General features: G+C 35.1%; 1 protein-coding gene. It reads left to right on the top strand.

Going from position 1 to position 650, the window contains the following annotated elements; all coding sequences use genetic code 11:
• The first annotated feature begins 121 nt into the window (after positions 1–121).
• Entirely contained in the window at positions 122–313 is a 192-nt protein-coding gene (locus IS446_RS00165; protein ID WP_203057147.1) for a hypothetical protein, read from the top strand.
• Positions 314–650: the final 337 nt, after the last annotated feature.

Raw genomic sequence — 650 nt, 5'->3', positions numbered from 1 at the left:
TAGGGTCTGGGGATTCCTTAAGGGATGCGAAACGAACTAAGTAAAACCTAAACCATCATAGAACGGGTTCAGGCACGGTGCCTAGCCCGGTCGTTACCTACAATTGATAAAAACTAACTTGATGAAAAAAGAACACCTACCATTCATATTAATCACCGTTTGTTTGATCTTAATAATTCTGGATCTAATTTTCATTTCAGATGAAATGGATTTAGCGTTTTGGCTTCGTATGGTAGCAAATAGTTCTATAATTTTAGGTATGCTATTCCGAATTCGTGAAAGTAGAATGAAGGATCAAAAGAAATCTGAATGAAAGCGTTTATTCAAATTTTGAACGTGTTTATGGAATTGAATAATGACAAGTAAAGTAAAAAAGTAAGGAAAAGAAAAAAACAACTGTAGGTAACATCGGCTATAGCTCATGGCAAGTGTAGTACTTCTAAAAAAGAAAAAATATTCATAAACCCAACCAGGCTATTCGTTTCCATCGGACACATAAATCAAACCGCCCGCCACGAGCCATAGGTACTGTGTTATAAAACAAGTATATTTACCAAAAATATAGGAAGTATTAATCTCGGTTAATAACTATCCTGCGCAGCAAGTTCTTTTGAGCTTGCTGTTTTTGTTTTATGGTGATTTGCATCATA

The organism is Robertkochia sediminum (genome assembly GCF_016786255.1).
Taxonomy (GTDB): domain Bacteria; phylum Bacteroidota; class Bacteroidia; order Flavobacteriales; family Flavobacteriaceae; genus Robertkochia; species Robertkochia sediminum.
This window is presented reverse-complemented; position numbering and strand designations above follow the sequence as displayed.